The sequence below is a fragment of the Natrialba sp. SSL1 genome (assembly GCF_001861355.1).
GTDB lineage: Archaea > Halobacteriota > Halobacteria > Halobacteriales > Natrialbaceae > Natrialba.
Window position 1 is genome coordinate 353,187 of record NZ_MASN01000030.1, and the last position, 19,750, is coordinate 372,936.

Here is a 19,750-nt window from a genome sequence, read left to right on the forward strand (position 1 = left end):
GCTGCATCGATCGCCAACAGCGACAGCTAGTTACCCCAGGCCGAATATCGCCAACACGTACACATGGACGCCGCGTTGATCGTACTCGACGGCTGGGGACTCGGCACCGACGACGGACGGGATGCCGTCGCCGCCGCCAACACGCCGACGTTCGATCGGCTCGCAGCAACCGGCGCGACCGGCGAACTCGAGGTCGCCGGCCGCCGCGTCGGCCTGCCGGACGGACAGATGGGCAACAGCGAGGTCGGCCACCTGAACATCGGGGCCGGTCGCGTCGTCTACCAGGAGTACACCCGCATTGCTGACTCCATCGCGGACGGCTCCTTCCGGGAGAACGACGCGATCAACACCGCTTTCGAGAACGCGCGCAAGAATGGTGGCCGCGTCCACTTCGTCGGTCTCGTCAGTGACGGCGGCGTGCACGCAGACCAGGAGCACCTCCACGCGCTCATCGAACTCGCAGCAGACCGCGAGGTCGAGGCGATCACGCACGCGATCACCGACGGTCGGGACACCTCGCCGACCGGCGGCCGCGAGTATCTGCGCGAACTCGAGTCCGTCGTCGCTGAACACGGGACGGGTCACGTCGCGACGGTTTCGGGACGGTACTACGCGATGGACCGCGACCAGAACTGGGAGCGAACGAAGCGGGCGTACGATGCGATCGTCGACCGGCGGGCAGAGTATGAAGTCGACTCCGCAGTAGCGGCAGTCGAGGAGTCCTACGACCGCGGTGAGACGGACGAGTTCGTCGAGCCGACCCTCGTTGCTGACCAGCCAGCACTGGCAGACGGCGATTCCGTCGTCTGGTTCAACTTCCGCTCGGACCGCGCGCGCCAACTCACCCGCATGCTCGCGGATATCCGCCCCGAAGACTGGGCGGACGAGTTCGAAACCAGCCCGCCAGACGCCGAGGTCGTCATGCTAACCCAGTACGACAAGACGTTCGACCTCCCGATCGCCTACCCGCCGAACCAGCCCGAAAACGTGCTCGGCGAGGTGCTCGCAGACGCGGGCAACACGCAGCTTCGGATCGCGGAATCCGAGAAGTACGCCCACGTCACCTACTTCCTGAACGGCGGCCGCGAGGTCGAGTTCGACGGCGAGATCCGCGAAATCGTCGAGAGCCCGGACGTGCCGACCTATGACTTGCAGCCGGAGATGAGCGCACCCGAGGTGACGGACACCGCAATCGAAGTCATCGAAAGCGACGATCCGGACGTACTCGTTCTCAACTACGCCAACCCCGACATGGTCGGCCACACCGGCGACTACGAGGCCGCGATTGAGGCCGTCGAAGCCGTCGACGAACAACTGGGTCGGCTCACGGACGCACTCGAGTCCGCCGGCGCTGACGTGCTCATCACGGCGGACCACGGTAACGCCGACGATATGGGAACCGAAGCCGAGCCCCACACCGCACACACGTACAACGAAGTGCCACTGGTCTACCTCGCGAGCGACGGGACGGACGGCGGTCGAACCGTCCGCGAGGGCGGCACCCTCGCCGACATCGCGCCGACGATGCTCGGGTTAATTGGGATCGACCAGCCGCCGGAGATGACCGGCGAGTCGCTACTCGAGTAGGTACTGAGACGAGTTTCCTGCGACTAGTTCGAGCGCATCAGGAATCGTCATCCGAGTCGGTGGTCGGGTCGGCAGTCGAGTTACTCGCTGGATCGGTACTCGAGTTGGTGGTCGGATCCGCGGTCGAGTCACCGAGTGGATCGTCGATCCAGTTGTAACACCGAAACGACGACGGCGCTGCGTCGGACGTGAGCATCTCGAGTGGGATGAACCCCTCGCCAGCGCGAGCGCCCGCGCGGCGTTCGTCGGGGTCGTCCGAGAGCGTCATCAGTTTCGCGTTCAGTGAGAACGTTACCTCGAGGGTTCCCGTGTGGGTACTGGTATCGGTGCCAGTGCCGGTCTCGGTATCAGTGCCAGTCTCGGTGTCGTCGGGTTCGAACGAAATCGAAGCGCCGCCGCTTCCGACACCGAAGATAGCAATTTCGTCGGTCGTCGAGACCGCGACATCGTGGCTTTCGAGGCCAGCAGCGAGGTCGGCGAGCCAGTCACCCAGTTCGTCGCGGTCGAGTGACTGCTCGAGATCGAAGCTCCCGTCTGCCGCCATCTCACCGTCGTCGAACGCGAACTCGGGATAGGCGAGTTTCTCGTCGGGAAGGACGTGAGCCGTCTCGTCGGGATCCGGCGGACAGTCGGGGACATCGAGTTCGTCACTGATAGCAGACCGCAGTGCCGGCGAGTCGGAGTCACTCTCATCATCGCGGCCACGGCCACGACCGCGGTCACCGTCGCAGCCACGGTCACCGTCACCGGTATTAGCAGTATCGCCGTCGGCTCGGACATCCCCGTCGGTCAACCCGTCGTCGGTCATCGGCCAGTTCATTCGCGACCGCGCACTTGAAACTGTGCGCCGCGCTGGCGGTCTCGATGGCGACGAAAGGGGACTCGAGTACTGCGTGTGAGTTTCCGGTTGGGTGTCGGGTGCCGGGTACCGACTGTCGAACGTCGAGTGTCATCTGTCTCGACCGATATTGCAGCTACTCCCAGCTTTACGTCTGTTCGCTGTGAGGTTCTCCTATGGGAGACGACACCAACGAACGGCGGTTCGCGACGAGCAGCATTCACGCCGGCCAGGAATCGGATCCGACGACAGGGGCGCGCGCCCCGCCACTGTACCAGACGACCTCCTACGAATTCGAGGACACGGACCACGCCGCGGCCCTGTTCGGCTTAGAGGAGTTCGGCAACATCTACTCGCGGATCATGAACCCGACGAACGCGATGCTAGAGGAGCGCATCGCCGAACTCGAGGGCGGCGTCGGCGCGCTCGCGACCTCGTCGGGAATGGCCGCGTTCGACCTCGCGACGTTCATCCTCGCGGACGTGGGCGACAACATCGTCTCTGCATCGTCGCTGTACGGCGGCACCTACACCTACCTCACCCACACCGTCGCAAAGCGCGGTATCGAGACGAAGTTCGTCGACACGCTCGACTACGACGCCTACGCCGAGGCGATCGACGACGACACCGCGTTCGTCCACCTCGAAACGATCGGCAACCCTGCGCTCGTCACGCCTGACATCGAGCGGATTGCCGATATCGCGCACGAACACGACGTCCCGCTGTTCGTGGACAACACCTTCGCGACACCCTACCTGTGCCGGCCACTCGAGCACGGCGCGGACCTCGTCTGGAACTCGACGACGAAGTGGATTCACGGCGCGGGATCGACGGTCGGCGGCATCCTCGTCGACGGCGGCTCGTTCCCCTGGGACGAGGGCGACTATTCCGAACTGGCCGAGCCGAATCCGGCCTACCACGGCATCAACTTCTTCGAGACGTTTGGCGAGCAGGCATTCGCCATTGCCGCCCGTACCCGCGGGCTGCGCGACCTTGGCAACCAGCAGTCGCCGTTCGACGCCTGGGTCACGCTGCAGAAACTCGAGTCCCTTCCGCTGCGAATGGCAAAACACTCGGAGAACGCGATGGCCGTCGCGGAGTACCTCGAGGACCACGCCGATGTCTCCTGGGTGAACTACCCTGGACTCGAGAGCCACGAGACCCACGAGAACGCGACGGAGTACCTCGAGGACGGCTACGGTGGCATGATAACCTTCGGCCTCGAAGGGGGCTACGACGCCGCGGAGACGGTTTGCAACGAGGTCGAGCTGTTCAGCCTGCTGGCAAACGTCGGCGACGCGAAGTCGCTGATCATCCATCCGGCGAGCACGACTCATCAACAGTTGACCGAGGAGGAGAAACTGGCGAGCGGGACGACCGACGACCTGGTGCGCATTTCGGTCGGCATTGAGGACGTCGACGACATCATCGCGGATCTGGAGCAGGCGATCGAGCAGGCCTGACGAGGTCGTTCCGGGCCGTACGATCGCTATTCGGACACAGCGTGTTCACTCGCCGAACTGTGCCCACGCGATTAAGGTGTCGGCGTCCGACACTCCGATATGGCAACCGGGCTTCTCACTGCAGCAACAGCGGATCGGATCGTGACCACCTGCCGTACCGCGATCGGCGACAGCCTTCGATCGGTCACCTACTTCACCCGCGACGACTACGAACAGCTCTATCTCCGCGAGGACCTCGAGCGCGACGCCGACCTCTCGACGTTCATCGGCCACGAGTGGCGCGGCTTCAAGACCGTCCAGACCGCCTACGAGCGGTCCGAACTCGGCCAGTACAACTACACCATCCGCGTCTTCGACAACGGCTTCCTCCTCCGAGTCACCACCGAGAGCAAGGGCGTCATTATCACGACCGACGGCCTCACGCTGAAGGATTTCGAGGAAGTCGCAACGGCACTCGATACGGTTCTCGGCGACATCGACGACGCGGTGTGAGCAAGAGCGGAAGGGCCCAAGAGCAGCTGCCGAACGAACACAGTTCAGTCTCCCAGCGACACCTCACGAGCGCCCGGTATCGAAATACAAACGAACGACAAAAGGAGGCTGTTCGTCTTAGCTAGTGCCCGGTTCGCTATCGGCGTCGTCATCTGGCGCGCGCGACCGGGATGACGCGTCGTCATCGCGGGCCGGAGACGGTCGCTGGTCCGAAACGGCACCGATCGGGAGGCCAGAGCCGAGATCGCCATCAGTTCCGAGGAGACGCGCAAAGCGACGACGTTCAGCAGCGTGTCTATCGAGATCCATGCCAACGAAACACGTCGGGATCGGTTGTAGTAATGCACGTCGTTTCCACTGGAAAGAGGTGACTACGATCATGAAACGGTGCCACGCCTGCGTGCGGTTGTGACCTGTAACAGTTCCCTACGAGCGACACTCGGGACGAGTAACAATTCCGTTCTCCAGACAGTTGCACTCGAGTACGACGGTCAGTGCGCGATCCCCGGCGACCAGACGGGGCGACCACGGGGACACCAGCCACGGACGACAGCGGACTGTTGTCCCACGAACGCAACACCCTTTTCGCCGACGACCCTTGCTTGCTGTACGAACATGACGTCCCTTCCCGACGCGATCGGCCGCGAACTCGCGGCCCACGATGCGTTCGATCCAGCCGAGCCGACCACTGGGGTCACTGAGGCCACCGAGGCCACTGAGGCCCCCGAACAGTACGAACTGACGACTACCGTGTTCGACGCGCGCGTGAGTGCAATCGACGCGCCAGAGCCGCGTGACGGCCGGCTCTCCGTCGAGGTCACAGTTCCAACCCTCAACGCCGCCGTCGCGGACGAAACCGTCGCCCCCGTCGTCGAAGACGGCTGGTTCGAAACGCTCGAGCGGCGACTCGCAGACGCCTTCACCGTCGCACAGACGGACACCCACGAGGAGCCACGGGTCGAGCGACACGACGAGACAGTGACGGTTGAACTCGAGTTCACCGCGTGGGACGCGGCCAACGGCGTCGCGGATGCGAAGGCGTTGATCGAGTACGTCGAGGGAACCTACGCCCAGGGAATTATTCCTGGCTACGAGTACGCGGGGCCGGCGGCGACGCTGCTAGAGAGTGCACAGAGTCGCGGTCAGCAGGCGGCCGATGGGGCGTCCGGACCGGAACAGGGACCAGACGACCACGGCCAGGGGAACGGCGGCGCTCCGCTGTGAGCGGCAGACGAACTGGCAGTGCAACGAGAAGGTGGCGAGCAGACACCGGTGGAATGGTGCGCCGGTGGAATGGTGCACCGGCGGAATAGTGCTCTCCGACGTATTCGGGTGTGTCGATTAGTCCATCGCGATATACGTCTGCGTATCCTCGACGCCGTCGATTCCCTGGATCTGCGTCGCTGCAATCTCCTTGACCGCAGCGGGCGTCTCGACGCTCGCCTTGGCGATGAGGTCGACGTCACCGGCGACGATGTGCGCCGACTCGACGCCGTTGATTCCCGTAATATCAGTTCGAAGTCGATCCGCTTCACCGGTGTTCGCTTTGATCATGACGAATGCTGTGACCATTAGTTGAGTCCTCCAGTCGTCGTATCCGCGTCGATCGCCGTCGCAGCCTCGCTCGATCGCTCACCGACCAGCAACTGCCTGACCTCGCTCAACACGTCGAAATCGGCGAGCACGACGAGTCGATCGCCGACCGCGAGCGACTCGTCCTCGGAGGGGATCTCGAGTGGCTGTTCTTCCTTGCCGAACGCGAGGACGGTTGCATCGCCGGGCAGTTGCAGTTCGCTGATGCTGTAGCCGTTAACGGGTGCCTCGTCAGTGATCGTCAGTTCGACGATCTGGAGATGCTGGGCGATGTCCGCGATTGCGCGGATTGTGCCACCCAGGAGGGCGTTCTTCGCGCCGATCGCGCCGAGACGTTCGGGATAGATCACCTCGTCGACTTCCTCCGCGTACTTGCGGTAGATACCCTCGCGATAGGCTTCGTCGATTCGCATGACCGTCCGACAGCCGTGGTGTTTGGCGATCATGCAGGCGGTGAAGTTGACGTTCAGGTCGCCGGTCAGCGCACCGAGTGCGTCGGCGTCCGCGACGCCGGCTTCCTCGAGAACCGCTTCGCGGGAGCCGTCGCCGTCGATAACGGTGAACGACTGTGTGCGAGCGCGTCGGATCATCGCCTCGTCGCGCTCGATGATCGTCACGTCGTGGTCTTCCTCGCGCAGGACGCGCGCCGTCCGAAGGCCGACTCGGCCAGCGCCGATAATCACGAACCGCATGGCAGGGGATACGGTCGCACCCGCCAATAAGGTTGCCCCACAGTATCACATCACATGGATCGTCGAACCGAGACGCATCGTCGATCGTGATAGAACAAACAGCGAACACAAGACAGTTGGTTTAATGACCCCACACCCGGAACAGGCAACTGTCCGGGTCGGCAACAATTTACCACCGCCACCACCTACCGGCCACCCGGACGTTATGCGGCTCCTGCTGCCGACTGTCTGTTCGAGAGCCACCGGTTCGGGCAACTCCCCCTGTTTGCTACGCTGTGACTCAGAAACACTCCGGCCGACCACGGTGGCTCCAATATCGGCCGACACCGTCGCATCGATAGCAACAACGGAAATTATAGTAACAACTGCAACTAGTTACACGCTGATCGCCGAGCCGTCTGTCGATCAGGTGTGCAGTGACTTGCAGTTGCTACTATAGGTGTCGGGAGTTGCGAGAGACCCAATAGGCCCGTTCGACACGGGACGGCTGGTTCCCTCCCGGACCACACCTGCCCAAAGCGACTGCACTGATGAGTATGGAACTCCGACCGACGCGCTATTGACCGAGTTTCACTGGCGTTGTACGACGGCAACACACTGCCACATTTTGGGCGGAAATCGCCCATACCGGTGGAATTCACCAATCGCTACGACCTATCGACAGCGGCCACGGGCTGCAGCGGAGAACGGAGCGATCTGAACGCACTCGGCAGTCAGGTATCGACGTACTGGCGTTCCCACTCCCGCCGATCATCGATCACCTGCCGTCCCTCGTCACTGATCGCGTAGTAGTTCGTTCGTCGATCGAGCTCTCCCTTCTCGACGAGTTCCTTGTTTACGAGCGTGTCGAGATTTGGGTACAGCCGTCCGTGGTTGATCTCGGCGCTGTAGTAGGTCTCGATCTCGTCCTTTACGTCTTGGCCGGAGGGCTGGTCCGCTCCTGCAATGACGTACAGGAGGTCCCGCTGGAACCCGGTCAGATCGTCCATGTTTCACCCATACGCTCACACCACGACAGCGACTATTTGTTATCTACGGCGTATCAGGCAATAGACCGGAGTTTCAGGCAATCTAACGTGCGTTTTCGGTCACTACTCGAGTTGCAATACAGAATCGATCTGTGCAGAGAACTGCCCGATGATGTTCGGATAACGTGCCGAGATGACGACAGACAGCCGGTCTCGGCGGCAGTACCGAACGGCTTCGATATCGAATGTCTTCATTAGCGGGTGCGTAGGTTCACCCCAATCGGAAACTGACGCGCTCACTCCGGTCCCATCGGGGGATAACTGGTCACAGGAAAGTCTGCCGCGGCTGTCACCAGTGTTACCACCACTGCTGCCACCGCCACATCCCCTACCGCTACTGCTGCCACCGCTACTTCTACCACTGCCACTGCTGCAACCGCCGTCACCGCGACCAGCGACGAGCCGTACAAATAGCATCGTTTAGGGGCACTCGCCAGAGAGACCGCGGGTATGGACCACCAGCAGGGATCCGACGATGCAGCGACATCGGCACGAGAGCAACGCCCGGGATCAGCGTCAACGCCACCAACAGCACCATCGGCACCAACACCGACACCGTCTATCCCACAAGTCTCACTCATCGGCCTCTTCGTCGCCGCACTCGTCACCGCCCAGGTGACAGCCGCGAAGGTACTCGAGTTCTCGCTGCCGTTCGCGCTGCCGGTCACGGGTGCGGAGCTCGTGTTGCCGGGTGCAGCGCTCGCGTACGCGTTGACCTTCCTGGCGAGTGACTGCTACGCCGAACTGTACGGTCGACGGGCAGCACAGGTCGTCGTCAACGTTGGCTTCGCACTGAACTTCGTGGTGCTCGTGCTCGTCTGGTCGACGATCGCTGCCCCGGCACAGGATCCGGCAGTCGCGAGCGAGTTCGAAAGTGTGCTCGGCGCGTCGACGAACATCGTCATCGGGAGTCTGCTCGCGTACCTCGTCAGCCAGAACTGGGACGTGTTCGTCTTCCACTGGATCAGGGATCGGACCGGCCGCGAAAAGCTCTGGCTGCGAAACATCGCCTCGACGGCGAGCAGCCAGGCGATCGACACGGTGATCTTCGTCTCGATCGCGTTCGCGATTGCGCCGCTGACCCTCGGCGTCGGCTTCTACCCCGGCTTCGAGGGCGTCATCGGCCTGATCATCGGCCAGTACCTGCTGAAGCTCGCGATTGCGGTTCTCGACACGCCCGTGGTCTACGCGATCGTCTCGTTCGTCCGCTCGCGCAACGGCTCTGCAGCGGTGTAAGCGTCGCCCTGAGTGGATCCAGAACTCTCGACTCGGCGGTACGTGTGGAGCCAAACGGTGACGACTTTATGGAACCACTCACACGTGCCGGTATGGACGAACGCATTCGCGAGCACGCGGACGTACTGGTGGACTGGAGCGCACGCGTCGAGGCCGGCGACAACGTCGTTCTCTCCGTCGGTCCCGACGCCCACGAACTCGCCGTCGCCGTCGCCGAGAAACTCGGCGAGCGTGGCGCGAACCTCCTCGCAACCTACAGTTCCGGCGAGGTCACACGCGCATACCTCCGAGCTCACGACGACGAGTTCGACGAGAATCCGAGCCACGAGCGCGCGCTTATGGAAGAAACGGACGTCTACCTCTCGATTCGCGGCGGACGGAATACGAGCGCAACGGCCGACGTCCCCGGCGAGACCCGCACTGCACACCGCCAGGCTCGCGACGAGATCCGCGAGGCGCGCTACGACACGCGCTGGGTGTCGACTGTGCACCCGAACCGCTCGCTCGCCCAGCAGGCCAACATGGCCTACGAGGAGTACCAGGAGTTCGCCTACGACGCTATCCTGCGCGACTGGGAATCACTGGCCGACGAGATGGCGAACATGAAGGAGCTTCTGGATGAGGGCTCCGAAGTCCGACTCGTCTCCGAAGGAACCGACCTCACGATGACTATCGAGGGCCGAACCGCAGTCAACAGCGCCGCCTCGGTCGCCTACGACTCGCATAACCTCCCGAGCGGCGAGGTCTTCACCGCGCCCGCCGCCACCGAGGGCGAAGTCACCTTCGACGTGCCGATGACGCTCCGGGGAGAGGCCGTTCGGAACGTCCGACTCGAGTTCGAGGATGGCGCAGTCGTCGACTACGACGCTGACCAGGGTGCAGACGTTATCGGTGATATCCTCGACGCGGACGAGGGTGCGCGTCGTCTGGGAGAACTCGGAATCGGGATGAACCGCGGCATCGACCGCTATACGGACAACATTCTCTTCGACGAGAAGATGGGCGATACGATCCACCTGGCGCTCGGGCGAGCCTACGACGCCTGCCTGCCGGAGGGTGAGACGGGCAACGATTCAGCGGTTCACGTCGACATGATCACCGACGTGAGCGAAGCGTCGCGGCTCGAAATCGATGGCGAGGTCGTCCAACGCGACGGACAGTTCCGCTGGAACTGGGAGGACGAGTAGGGCGAGTGGGGGAATTCACGGGCGAACGTAGTGAGGCGACGGGATCAGGGCCGGTACTTTGCTTAGGGCGGCCATAGAACAATTTCGCCCGGCACAACGGGAACCTAAACAGTCGGAACTGCGCGCATAATAATATGCGATTCCGTGCTCGGATCGAGTACCGCCTCACCGGTGGCGGCGAGTAACCGGTCAGAGAGTGCATCCCGGCGTCCAGTTTCCGTCATGGTTTGGCCGCACTCTCCGTTTCGACAGTTGTCTGCCCGCCCCGCCGGAGGCGGTAGATATCCGGCACTTTCAGTTCCTGACGCCACCAGTGCGTTCGACTAGACAGCACCATACCGCCCTCGTGAGAACCAGCCACCGACACCCTCTCCACTCTCCCCCGAATACTGACCAGCAGACACCCACCTATGCGCGACCACCTCCGGGCCGGCATCGCCATCTACAACGACGGCTTCTACCACGCCGCCCACGACGCCTGGGAAGACCACTGGCTCGACCTCGAATCCAGCACCGACGACGAACACCTCCTCCACGGCCTCATCCAGGCCACCGCCGCCGTTCACCACGCCCACACCCGAAACTGGGAGGGCGCGATTGGGCTAGCTGACAGTGCACTCGAGTACCTCGCCGATCTCCCGGACAGCTATCGCGACGTTCGGCTCCCACCGCTGCGCTCGTTCCTCGCCGCGCTCGCCGCTGACCCCGAACTCGTCGAACGGCGTCCACCCGCCCGCATCGAACACGAAGGCGACGTGCCGACACGCGAGGATCTCGGCTTCGACGCGACGGCGATCGCCGCGCTCGTGCTTGCCGACGAACTCGGCTACGAGGTGGGTCCAATCGAGCAGGCACTCGAGTACGCCGAGCGCGATCTGGCGGCGGGCGAGGACGATAGCGTGTTCATCTCGCTACTGTTCGATTTCGTCCGCGAAGATGCTCACCGCGGAATCGTCGCTCAGCGGTTGGCTGGACACGTCGAGCGTCGACAAGCGAAGGAGTCGGATGTGGAGGGGCTGTTCTGAGGGTGCGCGAAGAGCGGGGAAGAGTTGAGAGAAGAGCGGAGCAAATGGAGAACTCCGGAGACACAACGAACGCGACTCTGATCAGTCGTGCTGTGCGGAGTTGTCCTGCGGTTCGTAGCCGAGCGACGCTTTCGCGCGGTCGATCGAGTAGTACTTGCGGTCGTTGTCGGAGATACCGTAGACGATTTCGAACTCGTACTCCGCGCGGATGCAGCGGTCGAACAGGTGTGCGCAGTCGCGGTAGGAGAGCCACATCGCCTGGCCGCGCTCGTAGTCGATCGGCGGATGGTCCTTCGTGAGGTTGCCGATCCGAACGCAGGCGACGGAGAGGCCGTATTCGTCGTGGTAGTACCGCCCGAGGGACTCGCCGGCGGCCTTGGAGACGCCGTAAAGGTTCCCCGGTCGCGGGAGTTCCGTCCCGTCGAGCAGGTAGTCGTCGTGCGCGCGGTACATCTCGGGGGTGCGTTCGTCGGTTTCGTACGCGCCGACGGCGTGATTTGAGGAGGCGAAGACGACCTTCTCAACGTCGGCGTCGACTGCGGCCTCGAAAATCGTCTGCGTGCCGTCGATGTTGTTCGTCAGGACGCTATCCCAGGGCGCTTCCGGACGCGGGTCGCCCGCGAGGTGGATCACCACGTCGATCCCTTCCATCGCGTCGCGGACGGTTTCCTCGTCGGTGATATCCGCGACGACGAACTCGCCCGGATGGTCCTCCGTCATCGGGTCGCGATCCATCAGCCGCCACTCGTGTTCGTCCGCGAGGTCGGCGAGGATCGCCGTTCCGACGCGCCCCGCAGCCCCGGTAAGCAGGACCGACTGTGCCATTCGTTCGGTGTGAGGGAAAGCGTCGATAAGAACCATGCGGTTCTGGACCGGGGCGCACGTCAGTGTCACACCGCGACCAGATGGGTGGAACGCCGGAGCGGAACGGCCTTCCATCGCGCCCGCGAACCTGTGACTATGAGCGAGAGCGACGACGAGCCCGAGTCAGCCGACTCGGAAACGGCAACAGCATCGACAGCTACGACAGCCCCGACAACCGCCGAAACCGCCTGCTTCGAAGCCGGCATCAAGTTCGGCACGCTCTACCACCAGTTCGCCGGCACACCCGTCTCACCCGACAGCGCGCCGAGTCTCGCCCGCGCGATGGAAGACTCCATCGAGAACCAGCCCCACTGCGTCGACGTGACTGTCGACGTGCGTACCGACGCACTCGACTCCGAACTCGCTGGGTCGGCGGCCGACTACACCGAGCTGACCGGACGGTTCCTCGAAGTCGAGATCGTCGTCGACTACGAGGGCCACGAGGTCGTCACACAGATGGCGATGGAGGACGGCTATCCGCTGATGAAGGTGGTTTCCGTGAGTGGCCGCGACGCGGGCGACTGAGGGGGTGGTGAGACGGGAGGGGGCGTGAGGGACGGAGAGATGGAGAGGCAGTGAGACGGGAAGAGACAACGAGAGTGGAGAGGCAGCAGACGGGGAGAGACGGTGCAAGGGAAGAGACAAACGGACCGCACAGCGCACAAACGACCTTCCTTTCGAAACCCACGCGCCGTTCGGACAGTACCGATTCGCTCCCGGCCATTTTCACTTTCACTTTCGGGCGACCTTTTAACCTCGGTGACCGTGAACGTGGTGACATGAGCCAAGCGACACTCGGCGACGACGAGGAACTCTTCGGCGAAGCGGCCAACGAAATGCGCGAGGACGTCGAATCCTCGCTCGCGGACGCCTGGGACGCCCTCCCCGACTCGGACGACGTCTGGGAGGCCGACGCAGATAACGTCCTCGGCGTGCTCAACGCACTCAACTCCGCGCTCGACGCCGGCGACGCCGAGGACCACCTTCGCGACGCGAAGAAGTGGTTCACCATGGGCCAGCGCGCCGACGCCTTCGACGACGCTGACGACCTCGAAGCAGAGATTGCCGACCTTGAGGAGACCATCACCGATATCAGCGAGGCCGGCGAGCAGGTCGGCGATCTCACCGCGACGATTCCGGCGCTACGCGGGGCACTCGAGGACGCCGGTCCAGATGCAGCTGACGAAGACGAGGCCGAAGAAGCGGAGGCGGCTGATGACGGCGACGAAGGCGAAGACGAAGACGACGAAGAATAACGTCGTTTCAGGTCCGTTCGCGACACCGGCTACAGCTACTCGCTACCTGCTACCAGCTGCACGCTACACGCTACAGACGACAACTACCGGCTATCGGGCACCGACACATCCCGCTCCGCAACCGCATCCAGCAACCGCGCCAACGACTCGGCCGCCAACTCGAGTAGCTCCTCGCCTCGTTCCTCGTCGCCCTCGGCTGGATCCCCGACGACACCGTTTTCGCTAAATTGTGCGGAATCGTAGGCCAGATTCACGTAACTCGTCCACTCACCCCAGCTATCGGCAGCGCCGTCGCGCGCTTCTTCGATGCGGTCGTCGCGGACCAGTTCGGGTTCGATGTGTCGAAGGAGGGCCGTCTCGAGTGGCCCGCCGTGACCCATATCGGCGGAGTGCTCACCGACTGCGTTGAACCAGGTGAACGGAACCGTGTAGGCGTCGCCGTCGCGGGTGAGTCGCGCGCCGACCTCCCGGAGGGCGTTGACGTTGCCGCCGTGGCCGTTGACGAGGACGACGCGCTCGACGCCGTGGTGGGCTAGACTCTGAACTGATTCGCGGACGTAGCTGCGGAACGTGTCCGGCGAGACCCACATCGTGCCGGGGAACTGGCGGTGTTCTTCGGCAACACCGATCGGAATCGCTGGCGTTCGGAGCACGTTGCGGTCGGTGCGCTCGAGGCCGGCGTCGGCGACCGCTTTGGCCGTGAGCACGTCGGTACCAAGCGGCGCGTGCGGGCCGTGCTGTTCCGTGCTGCCGACCGGGACGACCGCGAGGTCGGCCTCGAGTTCCCCCACATCGGTCCAGGTGGCGCTGGCGAGATCCATAGCAGCATAGGCTCGGCGTTCGGACATGAAACCGTCGGTGACTCGTGACCTGTGGTGCGTGACGCGTGACACGCCGTTCGAGGACCGGAAAGATCACGTATACGCCACCGTGGCGAACGCAAGGTCAACCGGTTTCCGACCAATCGGCGAAAGGCCACTATGACCGACGATAGCCGCGAACTCGGCGTCGAACTGGGCGACCTCGGCGACGAACTCGAGTCGGTGTCGTACCCGATCAGCCAGGACGAGCTACTCGAGAAGTATGGGGACACGGAACTCGAGATGGGCGAGGAAACAGCGACACTCGAGGAGATCATCGGGCCGCTGAACGAGGATGAGTACCGGGACTACGGAGAGGTCGAACAGGCGATTATGAATATGGTTGGCGACGAGGCGATCGGGCGGAAGAACTACAGCGACCGAACGCCGCCCGCGGCGGGCGAGGACCGGCAGGATGAGGGTGCGCCGGATCAAGAAGGCCAGCGCGAGCAGGAGTCGTTCTGAGGGCGAAATGAGTTGTCGCTGAGTTAGTCGCGGAGTTAGTTATCGCCGAATTAGTCGTCGCTAATTTCTGTGCGCGCGTGGCGACGCTGGGCGCGTTCGATAAACTCCTGTGGGAGTTCGTCGATCTCGCCGGCCTGAACGCCCCAGAGGTGCGAATAGAGGCCTTCGTTCTGCAGGAGTTCGGCGTGTGTACCACGTTCGACGATTCGGCCGTCCTCGAGGACGAGGATCTGATCGGCGTCCTTGATCGTCGAGAGGCGGTGGGCGATAGCGAAGGTGGTTCGATCCTCGGTCAGGTCGTCGATCGAACGCTGGATGAGCATCTCGGTCTCCGTGTCGACGTCGCTGGTTGCCTCGTCCAGGATGAGGATGTCCGGATCCTTGAGGACCGCGCGGGCGATGGCGACGCGCTGGCGCTGGCCGCCGGAGAGTTTGACGCCACGCTCGCCAACCATCGTGTCGTACCCCTCGGGGAGGTTCTGGATGAACTCGTGGGCCTCGGCGGCCTTGGCGGCCTCGACGATCTCCTCGCGGTCCGCGCCGAAGGTGCCGTATGTGATGTTCTCCTCGACGGTGCCGTAGAAGAGGAACGAGTCCTGGCCGACGTAACCCATCGACTGGCGGAGGCTGGCCAGGGAAACGTCGCGGACGTCCTGTCCGTCGATGCGGATCGCCCCCTCGTTGACGTCGTAGAGCCGGAGGAGGAGTTTGAGGACGGTCGACTTGCCGGCCCCCGTCGGCCCGACGAGTGCGACCGTCTCCCCGCCGTCGACGTCGAAGCTTACGTCGTCGATGATCAGGTCCTCGTATGGGGTTTGGTCGTCGCCGTCACCGTCACCGACACCGTCAACGTCGACGTCATCGTCACCGGAATCCTGCAGTTCGTCCTCGTAACTGAAACTGACGTGGTCGTACTCGACTCGACCGTCTCGGACCTCGATCTCGTTGGCGTCCTCGTCACGCTCGATACGGCCCTGTTCGTCCATCAGGCCGAAGATTCGTTCGCTCGAGGCCTCCGCGCGCTGGTACATGTTGATGACCTGTCCGAACTGGGCCATCGGCCAGACGAGTTGCTGGGTGTACATGATGAACGCGACGAAGACACCGGTCTCGAGGGTACCCGTGAACGGCCCCGGTGCAGTGCCCATAAGTACCCAGTAGCCACCGACCAGGAACGTCAAGACGAAGCCGATTCCCGAAATTACCTGCAAGCCGGGGAAGAACTTGATTCGTAGCCAAATAGCGTCCCAGTTGGTGTTGTAGTACTTGCGCGATACGTCGTTGACGCGATCGGACTCGTACTCCTCGGTGTTCGAGGACTTGATCACGTTGATACCACCGAGGTTGTTCTCGAGCCGGGAGTTGACCTTCCCGACCGAGGAGCGGACGGCGGCGTACTTCGGTTGAATCTTCTGGACGAAGATGTACGTGAAGATGGCGATCAACGGAACGGGTGCGAGCGAGACGAGCGCCAGTTGCGGGTTGAGCCAGAACAGCAGGAAGGTGATCCCGAACACCATCACGATTAGCCGGGTCGCCGAGTTCATCCCCTCGTTGAGGAACCGCTCGAGCTGGTTGACGTCGTTCGAGAGCACCGACATCATCTCACCGGTCTGTTTGTTCGAGAAGAACTCCATATCGAGACGCTGCATCTTGTCGTACGTCGCCGTTCGAACGTCGTGCTGGACGTCCTGTGAGAAGGAGTTAAAGCCCCAGTTTCGCAGCCAGTGAAACACCGCTCCGAGGACGAACGACCCCGCGACCACGACGACGACGAACACGAACTGTTCCGTCTCGCTCGCCGGAAGCCACGCCTCCGGCAGGACGGATAACGGGACCTGCTCGTGAAACGCCTGTTCGCCAAAGATCGAGTCGATCGCAACCGCGAGCAACAGCGCTGGTAACAGATCCAGCGCACGCGCAAACACGCTCGAAATGAGTCCGACGGTCATCGAAAACCAGTACGGACGGCCAAAGTCGAATATGAGCCGCCGCATCGGACTCTCTGCCTGCTCGCGTTGCTCCTCGAACGGATCGTCTTCGTCCCAGTCGACGCCGGCCATTACACCCACCTGTGAGCCGACTGGCAATAAGAGTTTGCTACGAATCGAAACACATCAGCCCACATCGGTTCACGGTCACTCTTCGGCGAGTTCGACGTCGTCACCCGGTTCCATCCCAGTCTGGTTCGCGTAGCCCCGTGGTACTTCGAGCACCCACTCACCATGGCCGGTGTACTCGAGTGCCTCGCCATCCTCGCCCGGTTCGGGGGCGCGGGCGTGTTCGATCGACGTGATTTCGCGATCAGCATCGATGAAGATGATGTCGATGTCGAAGTCCATGTCGCGCATGACGTAGGTTCGTTCGCCTTCGCTTGCATGGATGAACAGCATTCCCTCGCCGTCCTCGAGGGTGTCGTGATCGCTCAGACCGGTGTAGCGCTCCATGGGCGTGTCCGCGAGTTCGACCTCGATGGTCGCTTTGGGGTCGCCGCTCTCGTCGAGCACGTGGAGGGTGTTGGTGTCGTCCGCCCACGGGGCAGCGACGAGTCCGGTCTGGAGGGCTAGCGCGGCGATGAGCAGGAGTGCAGCGACGGCAAGCAGGCTTTTCCACACCCGCTCAAGAACCATACCGACGATGCGACGCGAGAAAGTAAAGGTTATTCGGACGGGGAGTCTTGTTCCGGATGCGGGCTCGTGGTCTAGCTGGTTATGACGCGGCCTTTACAAGGCCGAGGTCGGTGGTTCGAACCCGCCCGAGCCCACTATTGCTGGCGCGAACACATTCGTGAGCGCCAGCACTGTGACGCGAGTGGCGGGTTCGAAGTAGACCGAGGTTCTGCGCCCTCGGCGCAGGTTCTCGGGCGTGGTTCGAACCCACCCGAACTCTACTCCATTGAGACTCACCCAGCAATAGCTCACAGCACGCTGGGTAACAGAAAGAAACGAAATTGCAGCCAGTAGTTACTCGAGTACACACGCCACGAACGACGAGAAAACGGTACGTCACGGGAGGTCAACGGGGGCTGGTAGGGTCCAGGACGCTGATCAATCGCGAGTAGTCACTGCTTGAGCCGCGCGACGTTCTCTCTGATCTGCCTGAAGAAGCCCTCGCCGGCGTCCCGTTCGAGCGCCGTGTGGAGCGTCGAGTTCTCCGGTTCGTCTTTAACGACGATGCGAAGGTATGGCTCGAGTTGCTCGAAGTTGTCTGCGAGGACGACGGTGTGGTTGTCCTCGTCGTGGTCGACGACGCCAGCGTCCGCCAGTTTCGGGACGTGACACTGGACGGACGAGACGTAGACGCTCTTGTATTCGTTCTTTGCGACCTCCTCGGGCGGGACGTCGTGTTCCCAGCCAGCGACTTGCTCTGCGAGTGTCGAGAGTTCGATCGGACCGTCCTGTCCCCGAAGGGCATACAGGAGGTACCGACGCCGACGGTTGGCCAGTAACTCGAGGATAGTATCCGCCGAGAGTTCGTAGTCTGATTGGCTCGAGGTAAGTGCCCCCATAACACGATATTACCGTCGAGTGCGGAAAAACGTGTCTTGAATATCTGTATATCCAACAGACGGCCGTTACACTGAGATTTCTCGAGGCGTAGCCTGGCCATTACGGGTGGTTATGTGTCCTACAGTTGGTTGTTGTGTGAGAGGAACACTGTCAGGAAAAGCACGTAACGGCCGGATGCAATTCGAAATCCTTTTTTATACCATGGCCTGAACTACGAGTGCGAGCCGCCTTAGCTCAGACTGGGAGAGCACTCGACTGAAGATCGAGCTGTCCCCGGTTCAAATCCGGGAGGCGGCATACTTTTGCGGCGAGCAACACCGCGAGCCGCAAGTATGCAATCCGAGCGGATTTGAGCCAGACGAGTCGCAGCCCGCGCAACGAGCGGAGTGAGTGAGCAGGACCGTCTCGGCGAGGTTCAAATCCGGGAGGCGCATACCTCTTTTGACTCTTCGGGTTTTCTCGCTCACTACACGCGCTGCGGGAACTTCTTAGTCACAAAAACCAACTGCAACTACCTCGACGCTCCCGTCAGTCGCGTTGAGTGAAACCGCGGCTCACTTCGTCCGCCGTGATGCGCTGACGCCCCTGAACGGTATTAGCAAAAAGCTTATTTCCCACCCACATTTTCATTTTTTAATGAAAAGGCGCGCCTTCATAACGGCGTTTGCAGGTTCGGCCCCACTGCTTTCTGCTGGCTGTCTCTCAAACACGTCATCGAACTCGTCACAATCTCAGGCGTGCGATGCTGTTGAGATTACCCGAGCGTCTGTATCCGTGGAACCCCTGTGTGGTGGCGCCACAACGAGGACAGGGAGTGTAGAGGGCCAAGCAGGGGACTGCAACACGGAACTACTCCTCGAAATCGTCGACGAGGACGAAATCATCGAGGAAGTTACCGTCGAGACCAACAAGGGTGGGTGGTCGGTCGGTTTCGGCGAGGGACCAGAACAAGTACGGACGGTTCCCAGTCAAGGCGACAAACGTGTACGGATTCGTGGCCCGGGTGAGGAGATTCTTGCCTCGGAGCAACTTACCGTTTCGCACTATCTGGACTCACCAAACCTGGCTATTTGGGGGCCTGAGTTCGAGCCTGAGACAGTATCAGTCGGCGAGGACGTCACGGTGGAATTCAGCATTGCGACGTACGGTGCTGAGACGTCATTCACTGCCGCACTCCTGGTCAACGGCGAAGCGGTAGAAACTCGTAACGGAGTGGTTGACGGCAGACCAGACTGTCAACATGCCAGCGGACCGGAGTACGAGTTCAGTTACACCTTCGAGGAACCGGGTGAGCACGAACTGGCTAGCAGAATCACCGTCGACAGTTCCTCGAAGGGGGGTGACACTAATTCGATTGGAACGGTGACCGTGACCCAATGAACCAGGGCACAAGAGGTTCAAATTCGGGAGGCGATACACGAAATCGATGCGGCGGAGGGGGGTCTGACGGGTGGCATGGAAGTAGACGTGGACCTGCCGACGGAGCCTGGCAAGTTTGTCGTCCGAACTGCGATCGGCGAGACGGCCCGCGAGAGCAATATTGCAGATAAACACGGTGACGGATGTATCAGCGTGCAGGTGTGGGTCGGGCCTGACGAGGTGCCATCGATTCTGACGCGGCATGACGGAACCGCGTGTCTCGAGTAGCGACCGGT

Annotated in this window: 22 protein-coding genes and 2 tRNA genes; 14 read left to right on the plus strand and 10 right to left on the minus strand. The window is 62.2% G+C overall.

The features are described 5' to 3' along the window. Window positions 1-63 precede the first annotated feature (63 nt). Window positions 64-1,587, plus strand: coding sequence for a 2,3-bisphosphoglycerate-independent phosphoglycerate mutase (gene gpmI, locus BBD46_RS09750; RefSeq protein WP_071401506.1), 1,524 nt, complete (start codon window positions 64-66; stop codon window positions 1,585-1,587). A gap of 37 nt (window positions 1,588-1,624) precedes the next feature. Here gpmI and BBD46_RS09755 read toward each other — a convergent pair whose 3' ends face one another. Further along, window positions 1,625-2,395: an amphi-Trp domain-containing protein gene (locus BBD46_RS09755; RefSeq protein ID WP_253184538.1), complete on the minus strand. Its 771-nt coding sequence runs from the start codon at window positions 2,393-2,395 to the stop codon at window positions 1,625-1,627. A 206-nt stretch (window positions 2,396-2,601) separates the two neighbouring features. On the opposite strand from BBD46_RS09755, the gene BBD46_RS09760 reads away from it, so the two are divergent. Then, window positions 2,602-3,888 carry an O-acetylhomoserine aminocarboxypropyltransferase/cysteine synthase family protein gene (locus BBD46_RS09760; RefSeq protein WP_071401508.1) on the plus strand — a complete coding sequence of 429 codons (1,287 nt, stop codon included), beginning with the start codon at window positions 2,602-2,604 and terminating at the stop codon, window positions 3,886-3,888. A 99-nt stretch (window positions 3,889-3,987) separates the two neighbouring features. Next, window positions 3,988-4,380: a DUF7522 family protein gene (locus tag BBD46_RS09765; RefSeq protein ID WP_071401509.1), complete on the plus strand. Its 393-nt coding sequence runs from the start codon at window positions 3,988-3,990 to the stop codon at window positions 4,378-4,380. 117 nt (window positions 4,381-4,497) lie between these two features. Here the strand turns inward: BBD46_RS09765 and BBD46_RS09770 are convergent, their stop codons facing one another. Then, entirely contained in the window at window positions 4,498-4,689 is a 192-nt protein-coding gene (locus BBD46_RS09770; RefSeq protein WP_071401510.1) for a hypothetical protein, read from the minus strand. A 306-nt stretch (window positions 4,690-4,995) separates the two neighbouring features. Here BBD46_RS09770 and BBD46_RS09775 point away from each other — a divergent pair, with 306 nt between their 5' ends. Further along, window positions 4,996-5,604 carry a DUF5813 family protein gene (locus tag BBD46_RS09775; protein ID WP_071401511.1) on the plus strand — a complete coding sequence of 203 codons (609 nt, stop codon included), beginning with the start codon at window positions 4,996-4,998 and terminating at the stop codon, window positions 5,602-5,604. 117 nt (window positions 5,605-5,721) lie between these two features. Here BBD46_RS09775 and BBD46_RS09780 read toward each other — a convergent pair whose 3' ends face one another. From BBD46_RS09780 to BBD46_RS09790, 3 genes are all read right to left on the minus strand, one after another. Beyond that, window positions 5,722-5,952 carry an Lrp/AsnC family transcriptional regulator gene (locus BBD46_RS09780; protein ID WP_071401512.1) on the minus strand — a complete coding sequence of 77 codons (231 nt, stop codon included), beginning with the start codon at window positions 5,950-5,952 and terminating at the stop codon, window positions 5,722-5,724. Continuing rightward, a complete protein-coding gene (locus BBD46_RS09785; protein ID WP_071401513.1) occupies window positions 5,952-6,665 on the minus strand; it encodes a potassium channel family protein in 714 nt (237 codons plus the stop codon). Before BBD46_RS09785 ends, BBD46_RS09780 begins: the two co-directional genes overlap by 1 nt. Before the next feature lie 713 nt (window positions 6,666-7,378). Beyond that, complete coding sequence (locus BBD46_RS09790) at window positions 7,379-7,654, minus strand: PadR family transcriptional regulator (RefSeq protein WP_006653673.1); 276 nt, start codon at window positions 7,652-7,654, stop codon at window positions 7,379-7,381. 489 nt (window positions 7,655-8,143) lie between these two features. Between BBD46_RS09790 and BBD46_RS09795 the strand changes: the two genes are divergently transcribed. The 3 genes from BBD46_RS09795 (at window position 8,144) to BBD46_RS09805 (ending at window position 11,141) form a co-directional block, all read left to right on the plus strand. Next, complete coding sequence (locus BBD46_RS09795; RefSeq protein WP_071401514.1) at window positions 8,144-8,929, plus strand: queuosine precursor transporter; 786 nt, start codon at window positions 8,144-8,146, stop codon at window positions 8,927-8,929. 92 nt (window positions 8,930-9,021) lie between these two features. Further along, on the plus strand, window positions 9,022-10,116 hold the full coding sequence (locus tag BBD46_RS09800) for an aminopeptidase (RefSeq protein ID WP_071401618.1): 1,095 nt from the start codon (window positions 9,022-9,024) through the stop codon (window positions 10,114-10,116). Window positions 10,117-10,526: 410 nt separating this feature from the next. After that, window positions 10,527-11,141 (plus strand): DUF309 domain-containing protein, encoded by a 615-nt coding sequence (locus BBD46_RS09805; RefSeq protein WP_071401515.1) that lies wholly within the window; start codon window positions 10,527-10,529, stop codon window positions 11,139-11,141. An 81-nt stretch (window positions 11,142-11,222) separates the two neighbouring features. On the opposite strand, the gene azf is transcribed toward BBD46_RS09805, so the two are convergent. Next, window positions 11,223-11,966, minus strand: coding sequence for an NAD-dependent glucose-6-phosphate dehydrogenase Azf (gene azf, locus BBD46_RS09810; protein WP_071401516.1), 744 nt, complete (start codon window positions 11,964-11,966; stop codon window positions 11,223-11,225). A 135-nt stretch (window positions 11,967-12,101) separates the two neighbouring features. Here azf and BBD46_RS09815 point away from each other — a divergent pair, with 135 nt between their 5' ends. Both BBD46_RS09815 and BBD46_RS09820 read left to right on the plus strand, forming a co-directional pair. Beyond that, complete coding sequence (locus BBD46_RS09815) at window positions 12,102-12,530, plus strand: dihydroneopterin aldolase family protein (protein ID WP_071401517.1); 429 nt, start codon at window positions 12,102-12,104, stop codon at window positions 12,528-12,530. Window positions 12,531-12,784: 254 nt separating this feature from the next. Next, complete coding sequence (locus BBD46_RS09820) at window positions 12,785-13,261, plus strand: DUF5790 family protein (protein ID WP_071401518.1); 477 nt, start codon at window positions 12,785-12,787, stop codon at window positions 13,259-13,261. An 83-nt stretch (window positions 13,262-13,344) separates the two neighbouring features. Here the strand turns inward: BBD46_RS09820 and BBD46_RS09825 are convergent, their stop codons facing one another. Beyond that, entirely contained in the window at window positions 13,345-14,082 is a 738-nt protein-coding gene (locus tag BBD46_RS09825; RefSeq protein WP_071401519.1) for a creatininase family protein, read from the minus strand. 159 nt (window positions 14,083-14,241) lie between these two features. Between BBD46_RS09825 and BBD46_RS09830 the strand changes: the two genes are divergently transcribed. After that, complete coding sequence (locus tag BBD46_RS09830) at window positions 14,242-14,586, plus strand: DUF5789 family protein (RefSeq protein WP_071401520.1); 345 nt, start codon at window positions 14,242-14,244, stop codon at window positions 14,584-14,586. 50 nt (window positions 14,587-14,636) lie between these two features. On the opposite strand, the gene BBD46_RS09835 is transcribed toward BBD46_RS09830, so the two are convergent. Beyond that, entirely contained in the window at window positions 14,637-16,649 is a 2,013-nt protein-coding gene (locus BBD46_RS09835) for an ABC transporter ATP-binding protein (protein WP_071401521.1), read from the minus strand. A 75-nt stretch (window positions 16,650-16,724) separates the two neighbouring features. Next, window positions 16,725-17,216 (minus strand): DUF192 domain-containing protein, encoded by a 492-nt coding sequence (locus BBD46_RS09840; protein ID WP_071401522.1) that lies wholly within the window; start codon window positions 17,214-17,216, stop codon window positions 16,725-16,727. A gap of 60 nt (window positions 17,217-17,276) precedes the next feature. Between BBD46_RS09840 and BBD46_RS09845 the strand changes: the two genes are divergently transcribed. Then, window positions 17,277-17,350, plus strand: a tRNA-Val gene (locus BBD46_RS09845). 297 nt (window positions 17,351-17,647) lie between these two features. On the opposite strand, the gene BBD46_RS09850 is transcribed toward BBD46_RS09845, so the two are convergent. Next, window positions 17,648-18,094, minus strand: a complete 447-nt coding sequence (locus BBD46_RS09850) for a DUF7344 domain-containing protein (protein ID WP_071401523.1) — start codon at window positions 18,092-18,094, stop codon at window positions 17,648-17,650. A 224-nt stretch (window positions 18,095-18,318) separates the two neighbouring features. On the opposite strand from BBD46_RS09850, the gene BBD46_RS09855 reads away from it, so the two are divergent. The 3 genes from BBD46_RS09855 to BBD46_RS09865 all read left to right on the plus strand — a co-directional run bounded on the left by BBD46_RS09855 (window position 18,319) and on the right by BBD46_RS09865 (window position 19,742). Continuing rightward, window positions 18,319-18,392: transfer RNA gene (locus tag BBD46_RS09855), tRNA-Phe, on the plus strand. Between the two features lie 339 nt (window positions 18,393-18,731). Further along, on the plus strand, window positions 18,732-19,475 hold the full coding sequence (locus tag BBD46_RS09860; protein ID WP_253184539.1) for a hypothetical protein: 744 nt from the start codon (window positions 18,732-18,734) through the stop codon (window positions 19,473-19,475). 75 nt (window positions 19,476-19,550) lie between these two features. Then, window positions 19,551-19,742 carry a hypothetical protein gene (locus tag BBD46_RS09865; RefSeq protein WP_071401524.1) on the plus strand — a complete coding sequence of 64 codons (192 nt, stop codon included), beginning with the start codon at window positions 19,551-19,553 and terminating at the stop codon, window positions 19,740-19,742. Window positions 19,743-19,750 lie beyond the last annotated feature (8 nt).

Coding starts and splice junctions, on each gene's coding strand:
- gpmI (WP_071401506.1), top strand. CDS start 64: ATGGACGCCGCGTTGATCGTACTCGACGGCTGGGGACTCGGCACCGAC.
- BBD46_RS09755 (WP_253184538.1), bottom strand. CDS start 2,395: ATGACCGACGACGGGTTGACCGACGGGGATGTCCGAGCCGACGGCGAT.
- BBD46_RS09760 (WP_071401508.1), top strand. CDS start 2,602: ATGGGAGACGACACCAACGAACGGCGGTTCGCGACGAGCAGCATTCAC.
- BBD46_RS09765 (WP_071401509.1), top strand. CDS start 3,988: ATGGCAACCGGGCTTCTCACTGCAGCAACAGCGGATCGGATCGTGACC.
- BBD46_RS09770 (WP_071401510.1), bottom strand. CDS start 4,689: ATGGATCTCGATAGACACGCTGCTGAACGTCGTCGCTTTGCGCGTCTC.
- BBD46_RS09775 (WP_071401511.1), top strand. CDS start 4,996: ATGACGTCCCTTCCCGACGCGATCGGCCGCGAACTCGCGGCCCACGAT.
- BBD46_RS09780 (WP_071401512.1), bottom strand. CDS start 5,952: ATGGTCACAGCATTCGTCATGATCAAAGCGAACACCGGTGAAGCGGAT.
- BBD46_RS09785 (WP_071401513.1), bottom strand. CDS start 6,665: ATGCGGTTCGTGATTATCGGCGCTGGCCGAGTCGGCCTTCGGACGGCG.
- BBD46_RS09790 (WP_006653673.1), bottom strand. CDS start 7,654: ATGGACGATCTGACCGGGTTCCAGCGGGACCTCCTGTACGTCATTGCA.
- BBD46_RS09795 (WP_071401514.1), top strand. CDS start 8,144: ATGGACCACCAGCAGGGATCCGACGATGCAGCGACATCGGCACGAGAG.
- BBD46_RS09800 (WP_071401618.1), top strand. CDS start 9,022: ATGGACGAACGCATTCGCGAGCACGCGGACGTACTGGTGGACTGGAGC.
- BBD46_RS09805 (WP_071401515.1), top strand. CDS start 10,527: ATGCGCGACCACCTCCGGGCCGGCATCGCCATCTACAACGACGGCTTC.
- azf (WP_071401516.1), bottom strand. CDS start 11,966: ATGGCACAGTCGGTCCTGCTTACCGGGGCTGCGGGGCGCGTCGGAACG.
- BBD46_RS09815 (WP_071401517.1), top strand. CDS start 12,102: ATGAGCGAGAGCGACGACGAGCCCGAGTCAGCCGACTCGGAAACGGCA.
- BBD46_RS09820 (WP_071401518.1), top strand. CDS start 12,785: ATGAGCCAAGCGACACTCGGCGACGACGAGGAACTCTTCGGCGAAGCG.
- BBD46_RS09825 (WP_071401519.1), bottom strand. CDS start 14,082: ATGGATCTCGCCAGCGCCACCTGGACCGATGTGGGGGAACTCGAGGCC.
- BBD46_RS09830 (WP_071401520.1), top strand. CDS start 14,242: ATGACCGACGATAGCCGCGAACTCGGCGTCGAACTGGGCGACCTCGGC.
- BBD46_RS09835 (WP_071401521.1), bottom strand. CDS start 16,649: ATGGCCGGCGTCGACTGGGACGAAGACGATCCGTTCGAGGAGCAACGC.
- BBD46_RS09840 (WP_071401522.1), bottom strand. CDS start 17,216: ATGGTTCTTGAGCGGGTGTGGAAAAGCCTGCTTGCCGTCGCTGCACTC.
- BBD46_RS09850 (WP_071401523.1), bottom strand. CDS start 18,094: ATGGGGGCACTTACCTCGAGCCAATCAGACTACGAACTCTCGGCGGAT.
- BBD46_RS09860 (WP_253184539.1), top strand. CDS start 18,732: ATGAAAAGGCGCGCCTTCATAACGGCGTTTGCAGGTTCGGCCCCACTG.
- BBD46_RS09865 (WP_071401524.1), top strand. CDS start 19,551: ATGGAAGTAGACGTGGACCTGCCGACGGAGCCTGGCAAGTTTGTCGTC.